This is a genomic window from Nocardioides sp. WG-D5 (genome assembly GCF_054031175.1).
This window is the reverse complement of record NZ_CM132928.1, coordinates 2,947,925-2,963,835: the sequence shown is the minus strand read 5'-3', so window position 1 is coordinate 2,963,835 and position 15,911 is coordinate 2,947,925. Positions and strand designations below refer to the sequence as shown.

Genomic DNA, 15,911 nt, shown 5'->3' with positions numbered 1-15,911 from the left:
ACGTCGCGATCGACCACTCCCGCAAGGTGATGCCTCAGCCAGGCATCGTCGTCCACCGGATGCGCGGGCTGAAACCCAAGGCCTACGGCGGCGCGCTGCCACGTCTCAAAGTCGAGGACAACGCCCTGGCGATGGCGAACGAGGCGACCTCCGAGATCGACGCGATTGCGCGTGTCGCCGAGTGGGCGAGCAGGGTCCTACGTCACGGCGGCCAGTCTCCAGGCTGCACTGGACCGCACGCACTCCCTGCGCCGCCGCAAGCTCATCCAGGGTCTGGTGGACGATCTGGCGTCGGGCACGCACTCTGTGCTCGAGCACGGCTACCTCACCAAGGTCGAGCGGCCCCACGACCTGCCAGCGGGCAGGCGCCAATCTCCCCGGGTCGGTTCCACGGGAAACCAGCACCGCGACGTCGAGTATGAGGCGTACCGGCTGGTGGTCGAGCTCGGCGGTGCCCTCGGCCACGACTCCTGGCGAGACCAGGCTCGCGACGCGGACCGCTCGTTGGACGATCTGGCTCAGCTGGGGTCCGTCACGGCCAGACTGAGGTTTCGCCAGGTCTTCGGCACCCCGTGCCAGACCGCAGCACGCATCGGACGGATCCTCACCAAGAACGGATAGCCCGGAAACCTGCGCCCATGCGGCGACACCTGCGAAGCCTCATACAAATGAAACCTGGGGAGAGCCATCCGAACCATGTTCGGACTGCCCTCCCCAGGTTGAGAGAAGCGGGTGCGGCTCAGTTCTCGGTGAGCTCGACCTCGACGCCGCCGAGCAGGGCGGCGGCCATGTTGTAGAGGAACGCGGCGAGGGTGGCGACGGCGGTCATCAGGACGATGTTGACCACCGAGACGACCATGGTGAAGCCCATGACGCGGGCGAGGCCGAGGTAGTCCTGCACGTTCCAGCCGGCGCTGGAGTCACCGACGACGTCCTGGACCGCCTGGTTGATCGAGTCCCAGACACCGGCGGCGCCGAGCACCGACCAGATGACGAAGACGGCGACGATCACCACGACGCTGAGCGCGATCGAGAGCAGGAAGGCCATCTTCATGACCGACCAGGGGTCGATCCGGCTCAGGCTCAGCCGGGCACGGCGGGCCGAGCCGCTGACCGCGGCCCGCTCCGCGCCGGCTGGGCCGGAGGTGCGGGCGGTCGAGGCGACCGCCGAGGTCGTACGCCTGGCAGCGTTGGCCACGGTGTCAGTGATCCGCTGGGTCACCGGCTGTGCTGCGGTCTCGTTCCGCTCGGTCATCGCGACTCCCCCAGTCGTGCTGTCGGCGGTGCGGTCCGTCATCAGGATTCATCTTCCGTCGTCGTATCGGACGGCGCTCCGTGCTCGCCGTCTCCATCGATTGTTACATCATCTGCAACCTCTGTCCCGGGGACGATCTCATCGTCGACCTCGCGGGCCTCGACGGAACGTGCCACGACGGCGACCGAGTCACCCTTCTTGGGCGAGACGAACTTGACGCCCTGGGTCGAGCGACCGGTGGCCCGGAAGTCGGAGTTGATCGGGCTGCGTACGACCTGGCCGGACGCGGTGATCGAGAGGACCTCGTCGCCGTCGACCACGATGAACGCACCGACCAGACCGCCGCGATCGGCGTTGGCCAGGGCCATCGTCTTGATGCCGAGACCGCCGCGGGACTGCAGCCGGTACTCGGAGATCTTCGTACGCTTCGCGAAGCCACCGTCGGTGATGGTGAAGACGAACTGCTCCTTGACCTGGTCCGGCGACTCCGCGCCGGAGACCGGAGCGGCCACGTCGGCGGTGTCCTCGTTGGCCTCGGAGAGCCCGGCCGCGATCTCGGCGGCGACGTGCTCGGCCCGGATGACCGACATCGACAGCAGGGAGTCACCGTCGCGGAACTTCATGCCGGTGACGCCCGAGGTCGCCCGGCCCATCGGCCGCAGCTGGTTGTCGTCGGCGCGGAACCGGATCGCCTGGCCCTTGCGGGAGACCAGCAGGATGTCGTCCTCGGAGTTGACCAGCTCGGCGCCGATCAGCTCGTCGTCGTCCTCGCGGAAGTTGATCGCGATGACGCCGGCCTGACGGGGCGAGTTGTAGTCGCCGAGGCGGGTCTTCTTGATCAGACCGGAACGGGTCGCCAGCACGAGGTAGGGCGCCTGCTCGTAGTCGCGGATCGCGAGCACCTGGGCGATCGACTCGTCCGGCTGGAACGAGAGCAGCCCGGCCACGTGACCGCCCTTGGCGTCACGCGCCGCCTCGGGCAGGTTGTAGGCCTTGATCCGGTAGACCCGGCCGGCGGTGGTGAAGAAGAGCAGCCAGTGGTGGTTGGTGGTCGCGATGAAGTGCTCGACGACGTCGTCGCCGCGCAGGGTGGCGCCGCGTACGCCCTTCCCACCGCGCTTCTGGGTGCGGTACTCGTTGGCGAGCGTGCGCTTGGCGTAGCCGCCGCGGGTGATCGAGACGACCAGCTCCTCATCGGGGATGAGGTCCTCCATGGAGAGGTCACCGTCGGCCGCGATGATCTGCGTACGCCGGTCGTCGCCGTACTTCGCGACGATCTCGTCGAGCTCGTCGCCGACGATCTGACGCTGACGGGCGACGTTGGCGAGGATGTCCTCGAGGTCGGCGATGATCAGCTCGAGCTCGGCGAGGCGGTCGATGATCTTCTGCCGCTCCAGGGCCGCGAGGCGACGCAGCTGCATGTCGAGGATCGCGTTGGCCTGGATCTCGTCGATCTCGAGGAGCCGGATCAGGCCCTGGCGGGCGTCGTCGACCTCGGGGGAGGAGCGGATCAGCGCGATGACCGCGTCGAGCTGGTCGAGAGCCTTGACGAGGCCGCGCCAGATGTGGGCGTCCTCCTCGGCCTTGCGCAGCCGGAACGCCGTACGCCTCCGGATGACGTCGATCTGGTGCTCGACCCAGTTGGAGATGAACTGGTCGATCGACAGCGTGCGCGGCACGCCGTCGACCAGCGCCAGCATGTTGGCGGAGAAGTTGGTCTGCAGCTCGGTGTGCTTGAGCAGGTTGTTGAGTACGACACGGGCGACCGCATCGCGCTTGAGCACCACCACGAGCTGCTGCCCGGTGCGGGAGGAGGTGTTGTCCTTGACGTCCGCGATGCCCTGCACCTTGCCGGTGTCGGCCAGGTCGGCGATCTTCTGGGCCAGGTTGTCCGGGTTCACCATGTAGGGGAGCTCGGTGATGACCAGGGTGGTGCGGCCCTTGTTGTCCTCGTCGACGTCGATCACCGCACGCTGGGTGATCGAGCCGCGGCCGGTGCGGTAGGCCTGCTCGATGCCCTCACGGCCGACGATCAGCGCGCCGTTGGGGAAGTCGGGGCCCTTGACCCGCTCGATCAGCGCGTCCTGGAGCTCCTCACGTGTCGCGTCGGGGTGCTCGAGCGCCCACTTCGCGCCGGAGGCGACCTCACGCAGGTTGTGCGGCGGGATGTTGGTCGCCATGCCGACCGCGATGCCGGCCGAGCCGTTGACCAGGAGGTTGGGGAACCGCGACGGCAGGATCGACGGCTCCTGGGAGCGGCCGTCGTAGTTGGGGCCGAAGTCGACGGTGTCCTCGGTGATGTCGCGGACCATCTCCAGCGCCAGCGGCGCCATCCGGCACTCGGTGTAACGCATGGCCGCGGCCGGGTCGTTGCCGGGCGAGCCGAAGTTGCCCTGGCCGTGGATCAGCGGGTAGCGCAGCACCCACGGCTGCGCCAGCCGGACCAGGGTGTCGTAGATCGCCGAGTCGCCGTGGGGGTGGTAGTTACCCATCACCTCACCGACGACGCGGGCGCACTTGGAGAACCCGCGGTCGGGGCGGTAGCCACCGTCGTACATCGCGTAGAGCACCCGCCGGTGGACGGGCTTGAGGCCGTCGCGTACGTCCGGCAGCGCCCGGCCGACGATGACGGCCATCGCGTAGTCGATGTAGCTGGCCTGCATCGAGGACTGCAGCTCGACGGTCTCGATCCGGCCGCCGGCAGAGGTCTGCCCGGGGCCTTCCGGAGGAGTCTCGGTCACGATTTCACTTTCTGCGTGCGTCTATCGGTATCTAGGGCCTCGGCGAGACTCAGATATCGAGGAATCGGACGTCCTTGGCGTTGCGCTGGATGAAGGAGCGCCGTTCGGCGACGTCCTCACCCATGAGGATGGAGAAGATCTCGTCGGCGTGCGCGGCGTCCTCGAGGGTGACCTGCAGCAACAGCCGCTGCGAGGGATCCATCGTGGTCTCCCACAGCTCGTCGGCGTTCATCTCGCCCAGACCCTTGTAGCGCTGGACCGGGTTCTCCTTGGGAAGCTTCTTGCCCTGCTCGAGACCGTCGCGCATGAGCGCGTCGCGCTCGGCGTCGGAGTAGACGAACTCGTGCTCGGCGGGCTTGTTCCAGCGCAGCCGGTAGAGCGGCGGCTGGGCGAGGTAGACGTAGCCCTGCTCGATCAGCGGCTTCATGAACCGGAACAGCAGCGTCAGCAGCAGCGTATTGATGTGGTGACCGTCGACGTCGGCGTCGGCCATCATCACGATCTTGTGGTAGCGCAGCCGGTTGATGTCGAAGTCGTCGTGCACGCCGGTGCCCAGCGCGGAGATGATCGACTGCACCTCCTGGTTGGCGAGCACCTTGTCGATCCGGGCCTTCTCGACGTTGAGGATCTTGCCTCGGATCGGGAGGATCGCCTGGATGCGCGGGTCGCGGCCGGACTTGGCCGAGCCGCCCGCCGAGTCACCCTCGACGATGAAGATCTCGCACTCTTCGGGGTTGGTCGACTGGCAGTCGGCGAGCTTGCCGGGCAGACCGCCACCGCCACCGATGCCCTTGCGGTTGCGAGCCAGGTCGCGGGCCTTGCGGGCCGCGATCCGGGCCGAGGCCGCGGCCATCGACTTGCGGATGACCTCCTTGCCCTCGGCCGGGTTCTGCTCCAGCCAGGCACCGAGCTGGTCGTTGACCGCGCCCTGCACGAAGCCCTTGACCTCGGTGTTGCCGAGCTTGTCCTTGGTCTGACCCTCGAACTGCGGCTCGCTGATCTTCACCGAGATGATCGCGGTGAGACCCTCACGGATGTCGTCACCGGTGAGCCGGTCCTCCTTCTTCTTGATCAGACCCCACTCCTCGCCCCAACGGTTGATCAGGGTGGTGAGCGCGGCGCGGAAACCCTCTTCGTGGGTGCCGCCGCCGGGGGTGTTGACCGTGTTGGCGAAGGTGTGGACCGACTCGTTGTAGGAGGACGCCTGCCACTGCATCGCGATCTCGACGCTCATCGGGTTGGGCGCCTTGTCGTCGGTCTCGGCCTCGAAGGCGATGATGCTGGAGACCGGGGTCTTGCGCTTGTTGAGGTGGTCGACGTAGTCGGCCAGGCCGCGCTCGTAGTAGAAGGACTGCTCCAGCACCCGCTCGCCGTTGCCGGTGCCGTGCAGCTCGTCGGCGCTGTCGGTGTCGGACTCGATGGTGCCGTCCTCGACGGCCTCGGCGATCGCGGAGGCCTGCGGACGCTCGTCGCGCAGCTCGATCCGCAGCCCCTTGTTGAGGAACGCCGTCTCGCGGAAGTGGCTCGAGATGGTCTCGAGGTTGTAGTCGGTCGACTCGAAGATCTCCGCGGAGGCGTTCCACGAGATCGTGGTGCCCGTGCGCTCACCCTCCTCGAGCTCGCGGACCTCGCGCAGGTCGTAGTCGGGTACGCCGCGGGTGAACTCCTGCTCCCACAGGCGGCCCCGGTTCTTGATCTCCATGTGGAGGTTGGTCGAGAGCGCGTTCACCACGGAGGAGCCGACACCGTGCAGACCACCGGAGACCTTGTAGCCGCCACCGCCGAACTTGCCGCCGGCGTGCAGGACGGTCAGCGCCAGGGTCGCGGCGGGGATCTCCTGCCCGGCCGCGGTGTCGGTCGGGATGCCTCGGCCGTTGTCGGCGACGCTCACCCAGCCGTCCTCACGCAGCGTCACCTTGATGGTGTCGCAGTAGCCGGCGAGCGCCTCGTCGACCGCGTTGTCCACGATCTCCCAGATCAGGTGGTGCAGGCCGCGGGCTCCGGTCGACCCGATGTACATACCCGGTCGTTTGCGGACCGCTTCGAGTCCTTCGAGGACCTGGATGGCAGACGCGTCGTATGCGACTCCGTCGGCGGTCTGGTCGTCCGGCATGGGAGTCGTCTGGTCGGCAGCGGTCACCGGTGCGATCCACCTGTCATTTCGGTCCGGATACGGACGTGGTGTCGGTCGGGCATGCAACGGGCCGACCAGCGCCGGGGAAGTAAAACCTAGGACGATCGACCCAACCTCTATGTTACCCCGTAGAACCCCGGATTCCACGCACGCGGCCTGTCCTGAGGGGCAACTGTGACCGAAATAGCCGTCTGTACGTCTCCTGACGGTGTCTCTGCGCCCTCAGCAGGGGGCTCGGTGAGTCCCTATACGTCCACGGGGCGCTCAGAGCGGCAGATCGCGGCTCATGCGATGAGGCTCGAACACCTGTTCATGGCACGTTCTGGAGCCGCCGTCAGCCGTAGGTGTCGCGGGGCCCGCGGCCGTCGCGTACGCCTCGGGGACCCTTCTTCCACGAGGGAAGGTGCGGGCCGAGCACCTCGATGACGAGGACGGTTCCGTGCCCGAGCTCCTCGTTGAGCCGCTTGACCAGGTTGGGCGCCAGCAGCTTCAGCTGGGTGGCCCATGCGGTCGAGTCGGTGCGGACGGACAGCTTGCCGTCGGCGTACGACTCCGGGGTGGTGTGGTCGGCGATCTCCTCACCGACGATGTCCGGCCAGCGGGCCATCACGCCGTGGACCCGGAGCGAGGTGTCCCAACCGTGGTCGTCGACCATCCGGCTGACCACCGAGTCGATGAGCTGGGGGTCGCGATCGTCGGGGCGGGCACCGGAGACCATGCCGCGCCGCGTCGCGCCGTCGGGCGGACGCCGCTTCTTCCGCATCCCGGCCTTCGGTGCGGGCATCTTCGCGGTCGCCCGGGTCAGGGACCGAGCGAGGTCGAGGCCGTCGGGGCGCTTCTCGGGCTCTTCCTCACCGCCTTCGGCGGTGGTCTCGACAGGCTCGACCACCGGCTCGTCACTCACCGCGGGTCACCTCGCCGGCCTTGACGTGGTAGCGGGCACCGGCGAGAGCGGCGGGTACGTCCTCGGGGACCGCGGCGGTGACCAGGACCTGCTCGGCGTCGGCGACCAGCTCGGCCAGCTGGACCCGCCGCTGGCTGTCGAGCTCGGCGAAGACGTCGTCGAGGATCAGGATCGGGTCGTCGCCGTCGGCCCGCAGGAGGTCGTACGCCGCCAACCGGAGCGCCAGCGCGAACGACCAGGACTCGCCGTGGCTGGCATAGCCCTTCACCGGGAGCCGCTCGGCGCCGGCGCTGATGTGGAGGAGCAGGTCGTCGCGGTGGGGACCGACGAGACTGATCCCGCGGTCCAGCTCGTCCTTCTGACGCCTTGCCAGCTCCTCGAGGATGGCCTGGCGGAGGGTCTCGACGCTCGGGGTGGTGGTCTCGACAGGCTCGACCACCGGTTTGTAGGTGATCTCGGCATCGTCCCGGCTGGCGCCGCGGGCGACCGTCTCATAGGCCTTGCCGACGTACGGCTTCAATGCCTCGACCAGGGAGAGCCGCTGGGAGAGGATCTCTGCACCGATGGTGGCGAGGTGGTCGTCCCAGACGGCCAGGGTGGCGAGCGCACCCTCGCGCGCGGACCCGCGCGCGAGCCCGGCGGTCTTGAGCAGGGAGTTGCGCTGCTTGAGGACACGGTCGTAGTCGCTGCGTACTCCGGCCAGTCGCGGGGCGCGCAGGATCATCAGGTCGTCGAGGAACCGCCGCCGGTCGGAGGGGTCGCCCTTGACGAGGGTGAGGTCCTCGGGGGAGAAGACGACGGTGCGGACCAGGCCGACCAGGTCGCGGGTGCGGGGGAGCGGGCTCTTGTTGATGCGGGCCTTGTTGGCTCGGCCGGCGTTGATCTCGACCTCGAGCGTCGCGGTGCGACCGTCCCGCACGACGGCGGCGCGCACGACGGCCTGCTCGGCGCCGGCCCGGACGAGCGGAGCATCGGTGGCGACCCGGTGGGACTGCAGACGGGAGAGGTAGTCGATCGCCTCGACCAGGTTGGTCTTGCCCTGGCCGTTGCGCCCGACGAAGGCGGTCACGCCCGCTTCGAGCGGGACCTCGACGTTCGGGTAGGAGCGGAAGTCGTGCAGAGAGAGGTGTGAGACGTACATCGGGTTTCCTCTCTCGTTAAGGTGCCTGCATGACCCAGTCTCCCAACCCTTACGGCCCGCCTCCAGGGCAACCCGCCCTTGGCGAGCCGGCCGGGCCTTTCTACCTGTCGGTGATGGGCCAGGTCCACGGGCCCTACCCGGTCCAGCAGCTCGCCCAGATGGCTGCGGCGGGACAGATCAAGTCGGACACCCCGGCGAGCCTCGGCACCGACCAGCAATGGTTTCCCGTGAAACAGATCCCCGGCGTCTTCTCGAGGCGGGAGTGGCTGATCACGCTGCTGTTCTCGATCTTCCTGGGTGGGTTCGGTGTCGACCGGTTCTACGTCGGTCAGATCGGGCTCGGTGTCCTCAAGCTGGTCACCTGTGGCGGCTTCGGGATCTGGTCGCTCATCGACATCGTGCTCGTCGCCATCAGAAAGTTCCCGGATGTCGACGGCAAACCCCTCGCCTGACCTGCACGAACGCCTCGCGGCGGTGAGCTCCACGGAGGTCACCGCCGCCATCGGCGTCGGCGGTGTCGTGATCGCGGCACTCCTGCCCGCCGGCGGGATCGAGGACGGTCCGGTGCTCTGCCCGTTCCGTGCGCTCACCGGTCTGCCCTGCCCCGGCTGTGGCCTGACCCGGTCGTGGGTCTACCTCATGCACGGCGACATCGGCTCCTCGCTGGCGAGCAACTGGTTCGGTCCGGTGCTCGTCCTGGCCGTCGTCGTCCTGGCCGTGGTCTCGGTCCGCTCCCGGGTGGCCGGGAAGCGCCCTGCCGATCTCGACAAGCTCGTGAAGAGCCCCGTCGTCCTCGGACTCTTCGCGCTCTTCATCACCTACGGCGCCGTGCGCCTGATCCTCACCCTGACCGGAGTCATCGACCCCATCTAGGTGGTCGAGCTTGTCGAGACCACCCGCGCAGCGGGTGCTCAGGCCTCCGACTCAGAGATCACCGCGTGCCCACCGAAGCCGTTGCGCATCGCAGCGATCGCCTTCATCGCGTGGTCGTCCTCCTGGCGCGAGACGAACCGCGCGAACAGCGAGGCCGAGATCGCCGGCATCGGGACGGCGTTCTCGATCGCGGCCTCGACGGTCCAGCGGCCCTCGCCCGAGTCGTCGGCGTAGCCCTTGATCTTGTCGAGGTGCTCGTCGGCGCGCAGCTGGTCGACAAGAAGGTCGAGCAGCCAGGAACGTACGACCGTGCCGGTGCGCCACGAGGCGAAGATCTCCGGGACGTTGTCGACGATGTCGACCTTGTCGAGGAGCTCCCAGCCCTCGGCGTAGGCCTGCATCATCGCGTACTCGATGCCGTTGTGGACCATTTTGGAGAAGTGGCCGGCGCCGGGGGTCGAGCCGCAGTGGACCAGACCGTCCTCGGTTCCGGACGGCTTGAGCGCCTCGAACGCGGGCATCACCTTGGCGGCGTTCTCGGCGGAGCCGCCGTACATCAGCGCGTAGCCGTTCTGAAGACCCCAGACTCCGCCGGAGACGCCACAGTCGACGAAGCCAATGCCCTTCTCGGCGAGGCTCTCGGCGTTCTTGGCGTCGTCGGTGTACTTCGAGTTGCCGCCGTCGACCACCAGGTCGCCCTCACCGAGGAGCTCCTTGAGCTCGGCGATCGTCGAATGCGTCGGGTCGCCCGCCGGCACCATCACCCAGACCACCTTGGGGCTGGGCAGTGCCTCGACCAGCTCCGCCAGGCTCGCCACGTCGGCGAGGTCCGGGTTGCGGTCGTATCCGACGACGGTGTGACCGGCCTCCCGCAGCCGGGTGCGCATGTTGCCACCCATCTTGCCGAGACCCACGAGTCCGATGTCCATGCAAGGTTCCTTATCCGGTGGTCGAGCTTGTGCCCGGTGGTCGAGCTTGTCGAGACCACCCTACGAGCGACAGAAATCAGGAGAGCAGTCGCCGCGGCATCAGCAGGTAGCGGAAGCCCGGCTCCTCGCCACCTTCGGCCGGCTTGCCGCTGATCACCACGGGCTTCGGGGCCTGGGTGAAGGCGAGCTCGACGACCTGCTCGTCGATGGCCTGCAGCCCGTCGAGGAGGAACTGCGGGTTGAACCCGGTGGTCAGTCCCTCGCCCTCCATGGTCGCCTCGATCGACTCGGACGCCTGGGCCTCGTCGCCGGAACCGGCGTCGAGGGTGAGCACGCCGTCCTCGAAGACCATCTGGACCGCGGTGTTGCGCTCGGCGACCAGGGCGACACGCTTGACCGACTCCACCAGGGAGGCCTTGTCGACCAGCGCGGTGGTGAGGTGCTCGGCCGGGAACAGGCTGCGCACCTTCGGGAACTCGCCGTCGAGCAGGCGCGTCGTCGTGCGTCGTACGCCACCCGCGGCCGCGCCCTCGAAGCCGATGATCCCCTCACCGGTGCCGGTGGTGGACAGCGCCAGGGTGACCTCGCTGCCGCTGGTCAGCGACTTGGCGGTGTCGCCGAGCACCTTCGCGGGGACCAGCGCGGCCAGGCTCTCGTCAGGGGTCGCCGGGTTCCACTCGAGCTCGCGGTGGGAGAGCCGGAAACGGTCGGTGGCGAGCAGCGAGATCGTGGAGCCCTCGATCTCGAGCCGCACGCCGGTCAGCACCGGGAGCATGTCGTCGCGGCCGGCGGCGGTCACGGCCTGGGCGACGGCGTGGGCGAACAGCTCCGACTTCACGGTGCCGGCCGCGGTCGGCATCTCCGGCAGGGTCGGGTAGTCCTCGACCGGCATGGTCTGGAGACTGAACCGGGCGCTCCCACAGGTGAGCGAGACGCGGGCACCGTCGGTGACCATCTCCACCGGCTTGGCCGGGAGACTGCGGCAGATGTCGGCGAGCAGCTTGCCCGAGACCAGTGCCTTGCCCTCGTCGGCGACCTCGGCCGACAGCGTCGCCCGTGCGGAGGTCTCGTAGTCGAACGTCGAGAGCACGAGGCCCTCGTGGCCCGCCTCGATCAGGAGGCCGGAGAGCACCGGGGTGCTGGGGCGTACCGGAAGGCTGCGGGCAGCCCAGGCGACGGCATCCGCGAACACGTCGCGGTCGACGCGGAACTTCACGATGACCTGTCCTTCTTCTAACTCGACATCGGGGCGTGTGAGGACATGTGGCCCGGGCTGTGCTTGAACCTGGGGGAAGACGCCACCGGTTCCGGAACGCCCCCGCGTTGACATGACCTGGAGTACGCATCCTGCCACGGACCGCCGACAACCGGTAAGCGCTCAGCCCTGTCGTCTCTGCACAAGCGTCCAGGGCGCTCGAAGCGCGGAGCGGGTTGTCCCCAGGGAAGGGCGTTCGTGGAATTTCACCGAGGATCCATGGACATAAATAGTTTCGTACGTCGTAAGAGCATCTGTGGGAAATGTGGATGATCGCGGTTTTACCTGGTCAAGCCAGGAAATGTGATTCCACAGGGGGTGTGGACGCCTTGCTGAAATGACGCACGTCACTGTGGGCTGTGGAGAGTTGTCGGCCCGTTCCGGTGTTTTGTGCACAGACCATCCCCTTTTCCATCCCATTTGAACGGCCGGTTCTCCACAGGTTCCACCCAACCTGTGGGCTGTGGACAACCTGGGAAATCTCGTCCTGTGGGTTTTCCAAATCCCAAAACGCGAAACGGCCGCCGACCCGGAAGGGGCGGCGGCCGCGTACGACTGCTGGTTCGGCTAGGCCTGGCGCGCCTGCATCTTGACGCGGTTGGTGAGCTCGGAGACCTGGTTGAAGACGGCTCGGCGCTCGGCGAGGAGCTGGTTGATCTTCCGCTCGGCGTACATCACGGTCGTGTGGTCGCGGCCGCCGAAGTGCTTGCCGATCTTGGGCAGGGAGTCCTCGGTGAGCTCACGGCACAGATACATGGCGATCTGGCGGGCCATGACGAGGTGACGCCCGCGCGAGGGGCCGGTGAGCTCGTCGATCGACAGCCCGAAGTAGGCCGCGGTCTGGGCGATGATCAGGCCGGCGGTGATCTCGGGCTCGCCACCCTCCGGGATCAGGTCCTTGAGGACGATCTCGGCCAGGGTCAGGTCGACGTCCTGCCGGTTGAGGTTGGCGAACGCCGTCACCCGGATCAGCGCGCCCTCGAGCTCACGGATGTTGGTCTGGATCTTGCTCGCGATGAACTCGAGCACGTCGGGCGGCGCGGTGAGCCGCTCCATCGCCGCCTTCTTACGAAGGATCGCGATGCGGGTCTCGATGTCCGGCGGCTGCACGTCGGTGATCAGGCCCCACTCGAACCGGTTGCGCAGCCGGTCCTCGAGCGCCTCGAGCCGCTTGGGCGGGCGGTCGGAGGTGAGCACGATCTGCTTGTTGGCGTTGTGGAGCGTGTTGAAGGTGTGGAAGAACTCCTCCTGCGTCTGGGTCTTCCCCTCCAAGAACTGGATGTCGTCGATCAGCAGGACGTCGACATCGCGGTAGCGCCGCTTGAACCGGTCCTGCCGGTCGTCGCGGATCGCGTTGATGAACTCGTTGGTGAACTCCTCCGAGCTGACGTAGCGCACCTTCGCCCCGGAGTAGAGACTCCGGACGTAGTGACCGATCGCGTGCAGCAGGTGGGTCTTGCCCAGACCGGACTCGCCGTAGACGAGCAGCGGGTTGTAGGCCTTGCCCGGCGCCTCGCTGACCGCGACCGCGGCCGCGTGCGGGAACCGGTTGGACGACCCGATGACGAAGGTCTCGAAGGTGTACTTCGGGTTCAGCCGGGTCTCGAGGACGTTGTGGCTCGGCTCGCTCGCCCGCGTCGGCGGGCCGGGCACGAGCGGCCGCGGCGGGACGGGCTCCTCGATGGGAGCCACCGGAGGAGCCGGGGGATTTGTCGACATATCGGCATAGTCGGGACGTACGTCGTCATGACCTGCCGGCTGAGACGGCTGCTGAGTGGGCGGCGGCACGGTCGGAGCCTGCGGTGCCGCGTAGGCGACAGGGGCCCCGGGCTGCTCGCGCGGCATCTCGGTGGCCGGCGGGACGCCGGGGATCAGGCCCGGCGCGTTGGTCGGGTAGACCGACTGGTGCGGGAAGGCCGACGGGTTCGGGAAGGCGTTCTGCTGGAGCGCGGCCGCGGCCGCGTCGGCAGCAGCGATCTCGCGCTCGGAGATCATGATCGCCTGGGTGTCGGGGTCGGGCGTGACCTCGATGTCGGGGTTGACGGTGACCGCGATCCGGATCTCGCGGTTGAAGATCTCACCGAGCGACTTCTCCAGGGTGCCGCGCAGGCGGCCCTCGATCTGGTTGCGGATGAAGTCGTTGGGGACCTCGACGATCGCGGTCGACCCGTGCAGGGTGAGCGGCTCACTGTCCCGGAGCCAGGCTCGCTGGTTCGGCGGAAGCTCGGCGACCACCCGCGTCCATGCGGACTGGAGATCTGGCTGTGGTTCTGGCGCGAGGCCGGAGTGCTCCACAGATTCCTGCCTTCCCTGAGGGCTCGGGTGGGTGGTCTTGTCTTGATGCAGCCTGGATTGACGCAGCGGTCAGGTCTACATCCTCCACAGACTTTTCCACAAGCTGTGGAGCATCCCCGAATGTAGGCATCGGAGACCAACCGAGACACGTCGCCGTTCTCGAGAATCCGACCGTTTCGGCAGGTCAGGCGGGAAAAATAGATCCCGGCTTGGCATCCCCCCGAATGCGGCCGACGCTCCTGACGATGTGCAGGGAAACCTCGGTAGAGGACGAAGTTACCGGCTGGCGACCTCCACGGGCAACCCGTCCTCCACAGGTGGAGGCATAATCACAGGGATGTGATAGGGCGTGAGTTTGACCGTGGTTTCGCCGTCCACGTACCGTTGCTAGGTCCGTCGAATCTACGGATGCCGCATGTCCACGCCTTGGTCGCCGAGGCGCGGACGGGCGGTGTTTGTTGAAACGGCCCGCCTGGAAACACCGAGGGCGACCCCATTCGTGCCGGAAGAGCGACCGGCCACCACACCACACCACTAAGGAAGCACCCCGTGAGCAAGCGTACTTACCAGCCGAACAACCGCCGCCGTCACAAGACGCACGGTTTCCGCCTGCGCATGCGCACCCGCGCCGGCCGTGCCATCCTCGCGGCGCGCCGCCGCAAGGGTCGCGCGAGCCTGACCGTCTGAGGCCCCGGCCTCAGCCACCACGCGCGTGCTGCCACGTCGTCATCGACTGATCGATTCGTCGGGCTTCAAAGAAGCGGTACGACGAGGCAAGCGCGCGGGCTCGAAGAGCCTGGTGGTCCATCTGCTCGTCCCCGACACCGGCAGCGATGCCACTCGGGAGAGCGACCCGCAGGTGGGCTTCGTGGTGAGCAAGGCCGTCGGCCCGGCCGTCGTCCGGAATCGTGTGAAGCGCAGACTGCGTCATCAGGCCCGGGAGTCCCTGAGCGGACTCCCGGGCTCTGCTGTGCTTGTGGTCCGTGCGCTTCCCGCTGCCGCCGACGCCGACTACGACGCGCTCGGCGCCGATCTGCGGCGCTGCCTGGAGCGGGTGCTCCGATGAGCACGGCAGTCCGCGTCGTACGTGGCGGCCTCGACAGGTTCGACCACCTGGTCGCGTCCGTCCTGATCGGGCTGCTGCACGTGTGGCGGACTCTGGTCAGTCCGCTCTACGGCGATGTGTGCCGCTACTACCCGTCGTGCTCGGCGTACGGACTCGAGGCCGTCAGGACGCACGGCCCGTGGCGCGGGAGCTGGCTGACGGCGCGCCGTCTGGCCCGGTGCGTCCCCTGGGCCAAGACCCGGGGCTTCGATCCCGTACCTACCAAAACCCCTGAAGACGTTGTCCGTGTAAGTGCGGACTCCCCAAACCGAGGAGCCTGATTCCGTGGGAGCCATAGGCGATCTGTTCGGATGGATCGCAACACCGCTGTATTACGCCATCTCGGGCATCCTGCTCGTGTGGCAGAAGGCGTTCGCGTACGTCATTCCGTCTGAAGGCTGGCAGTGGGCTCTGGCCATCGTCGGCCTGACCGTGACCATCCGAGCGCTGCTGATCCCGCTGTTCGTGAAGCAGATCAACTCCAGCCGCAACATGCAGCTGCTGCAGCCGAAGGTCCGCGAGCTTCAGAAGAAGTACGGTCACGACCGCGAGAAGCTCGCCAACGAGACCATGAAGCTCTACAAGGACTCGGGCACCAACCCGTTCGCGTCCTGCCTGCCGCTGCTGCTGCAGATGCCGATCTTCTTCGTCCTGTTCCGGATGCTCGAGCACGCCTCGGACGGCATCGGCAAGGGATTCCTGAGCGACGAAGCCGCCCACGAGTTCGCCACGTCGACCTGGCTCGGCTCGCTGCTCTCGGACCAGTTCACGACGGCCGACCACACCAGCACGTACTTCCTGACCGGCTTCCTGGTCGTGGCGATGATCGCCACCACGTTCCTCACCCAGCGTCAGCTGATGTCGAAGAACATGCCGGCCGACGCGATGACCGGACAGTACGCCCAGCAGCAGAAGCTTCTGCTCTACGTCCTCCCCGTCGTGTTCGCTGTCGGTGGTATCGCCTTCCCGGTCGGAACGATCCTCTACTGGACCTCCTCCAACCTGTGGACCATGGGCCAGCAGTTCTACGTGATCCGCAACAACCCGGCCCCGGGCACTCCGGCGTTCGAGGCGAAGCAGGAGCGTGACAAGGCCAAGCGCCGGAAGAAGGGCCTGACCGACGCGGAGATCGACATCGCCGAGGCCAACGAGGCGGCGGAGGCGGAGAAGCGCTCCGCGACGCGTACGCAGCCCAAGAACCAGACCAGGAGCCAGCGGAAGAAGGCCGGCACGAGCGCCGGTCGCTCCACGACCCAGAAGAACGGGGGAACCAAGTGAC

15 protein-coding genes are annotated in these 15,911 nt (G+C 67.5%); 7 read left to right on the top strand and 8 right to left on the bottom strand.

Translation table 11 applies throughout. The features are described from left to right. Nucleotides 1-171 precede the first annotated feature (171 nt). Nucleotides 172-621: a hypothetical protein gene (locus ACWZJV_RS14430; RefSeq protein WP_457176651.1), complete on the top strand. Its 450-nt coding sequence runs from the start codon at nt 172-174 to the stop codon at nt 619-621. A 118-nt stretch (nt 622-739) separates the two neighbouring features. Here ACWZJV_RS14430 and ACWZJV_RS14425 read toward each other — a convergent pair whose 3' ends face one another. The 5 genes from ACWZJV_RS14425 to recF form a co-directional block, all read right to left on the bottom strand. Then, complete coding sequence (locus ACWZJV_RS14425; protein ID WP_008355554.1) at nt 740-1,297, bottom strand: DUF3566 domain-containing protein; 558 nt, start codon at nt 1,295-1,297, stop codon at nt 740-742. Next, nucleotides 1,297-3,996: a DNA gyrase subunit A gene (gyrA, locus tag ACWZJV_RS14420; protein ID WP_457176649.1), complete on the bottom strand. Its 2,700-nt coding sequence runs from the start codon at nt 3,994-3,996 to the stop codon at nt 1,297-1,299. The genes ACWZJV_RS14425 and gyrA overlap by 1 nt, the downstream gene beginning before the upstream one ends. Nucleotides 3,997-4,045: 49 nt before the next feature. Next, nucleotides 4,046-6,109, bottom strand: a complete 2,064-nt coding sequence (gene gyrB, locus ACWZJV_RS14415) for a DNA topoisomerase (ATP-hydrolyzing) subunit B (protein WP_008355550.1) — start codon at nt 6,107-6,109, stop codon at nt 4,046-4,048. A gap of 355 nt (nt 6,110-6,464) precedes the next feature. Beyond that, on the bottom strand, nt 6,465-7,034 hold the full coding sequence (locus ACWZJV_RS14410; RefSeq protein WP_457176647.1) for a DUF721 domain-containing protein: 570 nt from the start codon (nt 7,032-7,034) through the stop codon (nt 6,465-6,467). Further along, entirely contained in the window at nt 7,027-8,175 is a 1,149-nt protein-coding gene (gene recF, locus ACWZJV_RS14405; protein ID WP_457176645.1) for a DNA replication/repair protein RecF, read from the bottom strand. The genes ACWZJV_RS14410 and recF overlap by 8 nt, the downstream gene beginning before the upstream one ends. A 29-nt stretch (nt 8,176-8,204) precedes the next feature. Here recF and ACWZJV_RS14400 point away from each other — a divergent pair, with 29 nt between their 5' ends. Beyond that, on the top strand, nt 8,205-8,627 hold the full coding sequence (locus tag ACWZJV_RS14400; RefSeq protein WP_457176643.1) for an NINE protein: 423 nt from the start codon (nt 8,205-8,207) through the stop codon (nt 8,625-8,627). A 22-nt stretch (nt 8,628-8,649) separates the two neighbouring features. After that, entirely contained in the window at nt 8,650-9,048 is a 399-nt protein-coding gene (locus ACWZJV_RS14395; protein WP_196876085.1) for a DUF2752 domain-containing protein, read from the top strand. A gap of 38 nt (nt 9,049-9,086) precedes the next feature. Here ACWZJV_RS14395 and gnd read toward each other — a convergent pair whose 3' ends face one another. From gnd to dnaA, 3 genes are all read right to left on the bottom strand, one after another. Next, a complete protein-coding gene (gnd, locus tag ACWZJV_RS14390) occupies nt 9,087-9,977 on the bottom strand; it encodes a phosphogluconate dehydrogenase (NAD(+)-dependent, decarboxylating) (RefSeq protein ID WP_008355537.1) in 891 nt (296 codons plus the stop codon). Between the two features lie 76 nt (nt 9,978-10,053). Next, a complete protein-coding gene (gene dnaN, locus ACWZJV_RS14385) occupies nt 10,054-11,193 on the bottom strand; it encodes a DNA polymerase III subunit beta (RefSeq protein WP_008355535.1) in 1,140 nt (379 codons plus the stop codon). A 606-nt stretch (nt 11,194-11,799) separates the two neighbouring features. Beyond that, nucleotides 11,800-13,467: a chromosomal replication initiator protein DnaA gene (gene dnaA, locus ACWZJV_RS14380; protein WP_457181955.1), complete on the bottom strand. Its 1,668-nt coding sequence runs from the start codon at nt 13,465-13,467 to the stop codon at nt 11,800-11,802. A 609-nt stretch (nt 13,468-14,076) separates the two neighbouring features. On the opposite strand from dnaA, the gene rpmH reads away from it, so the two are divergent. The 4 genes from rpmH to yidC are packed head-to-tail and all read left to right on the top strand — an operon-like array spanning nt 14,077 to nt 15,910. Beyond that, on the top strand, nt 14,077-14,214 hold the full coding sequence (rpmH, locus tag ACWZJV_RS14375) for a 50S ribosomal protein L34 (RefSeq protein ID WP_008355531.1): 138 nt from the start codon (nt 14,077-14,079) through the stop codon (nt 14,212-14,214). 25 nt (nt 14,215-14,239) lie between these two features. Continuing rightward, nucleotides 14,240-14,593 (top strand): ribonuclease P protein component, encoded by a 354-nt coding sequence (gene rnpA / locus ACWZJV_RS14370; RefSeq protein WP_008355529.1) that lies wholly within the window; start codon nt 14,240-14,242, stop codon nt 14,591-14,593. Then, nucleotides 14,590-14,913: a membrane protein insertion efficiency factor YidD gene (yidD, locus tag ACWZJV_RS14365; RefSeq protein WP_008355528.1), complete on the top strand. Its 324-nt coding sequence runs from the start codon at nt 14,590-14,592 to the stop codon at nt 14,911-14,913. The genes rnpA and yidD overlap by 4 nt, the downstream gene beginning before the upstream one ends. Nucleotides 14,914-14,917: 4 nt before the next feature. Further along, nucleotides 14,918-15,910 (top strand): membrane protein insertase YidC, encoded by a 993-nt coding sequence (gene yidC / locus ACWZJV_RS14360; protein ID WP_008355525.1) that lies wholly within the window; start codon nt 14,918-14,920, stop codon nt 15,908-15,910. Nucleotide 15,911 lies beyond the last annotated feature (1 nt).

Coding starts and splice junctions, on each gene's coding strand:
- ACWZJV_RS14425 (WP_008355554.1), bottom strand. CDS start 1,297: ATGACGGACCGCACCGCCGACAGCACGACTGGGGGAGTCGCGATGACC.
- gyrB (WP_008355550.1), bottom strand. CDS start 6,109: ATGCCGGACGACCAGACCGCCGACGGAGTCGCATACGACGCGTCTGCC.
- recF (WP_457176645.1), bottom strand. CDS start 8,175: ATGTACGTCTCACACCTCTCTCTGCACGACTTCCGCTCCTACCCGAAC.
- ACWZJV_RS14400 (WP_457176643.1), top strand. CDS start 8,205: ATGACCCAGTCTCCCAACCCTTACGGCCCGCCTCCAGGGCAACCCGCC.
- gnd (WP_008355537.1), bottom strand. CDS start 9,977: ATGGACATCGGACTCGTGGGTCTCGGCAAGATGGGTGGCAACATGCGC.
- yidD (WP_008355528.1), top strand. CDS start 14,590: ATGAGCACGGCAGTCCGCGTCGTACGTGGCGGCCTCGACAGGTTCGAC.